The sequence below is a fragment of the Tsukamurella conjunctivitidis genome (assembly GCF_007858475.1).
GTDB classification, from domain to species: Bacteria; Actinomycetota; Actinomycetes; order Mycobacteriales; family Mycobacteriaceae; genus Tsukamurella; species Tsukamurella conjunctivitidis.
On sequence record NZ_VIGX01000112.1, the window covers coordinates 1 to 666 of the forward strand.

Annotated in this window: 1 protein-coding gene; it reads left to right on the top strand. The window is 68.2% G+C overall.

From position 1 onward, the window contains the following. On the top strand, window positions 1–666 hold a 666-nt coding region (locus tag FK530_RS24605), incomplete at both ends, for an FGGY family carbohydrate kinase (RefSeq protein ID WP_269434187.1).

Genomic DNA, 666 nt, shown 5'->3' on the forward strand with positions numbered 1-666 from the left:
CACACACTGCCGCCCGACTTCGCCCTGGAGGTCCCGGCGGACTACATCGAGGCCAGCGAGAGGTCCGTCCACGACGCGATGCAGGCCTCCGGGGTCGATCCGGAGGCGGTGATCGGTCTCGGGGTCGATGCGACCTCCTCGACCGTGGTGGTCACGGATGCCCAGGGGACCCCGCTGTGCGAGCGCCCCGAGTTCGCGGACAACCCCCACGCCTACATCAAGTTGTGGAAGCACCACGGGGGTCAGTCCCAGGCCGAGCGCATCGTGGAACTGGCCCGACAGCGTGAGGAGTCGTGGCTGGGGCGCTACGGGGGAACCCTGTCCTCGGAGATGCTCCTGCCCAAGATCCTCGAGACCTTCGAGGAGGCGCCAGAGGTGTACGCCGCCACGGAAGAGGTGCTCGACGTCCTGGACTGGCTCACGTGGAAGCTCACCGGGCGCCTCACCTACGCGGCAGGGGACTCCGGCTACAAGCGGATGTACCAGGACGGCAGCTATCCCTCCCGGGACTTCCTCGAGGCGCTCGCACCGGGTTTCGGTGGGGTCTTCGAGGAGAAGATGTCCCATGAGGTCCTGCCCCTGGGCGCGCGGGTGGGTGGGTTGGACGCCGAGTTCGCCCGTGCCTTCGGCCTTCCCGAAGGCATCGCCGTGGCATCGGGGAACATC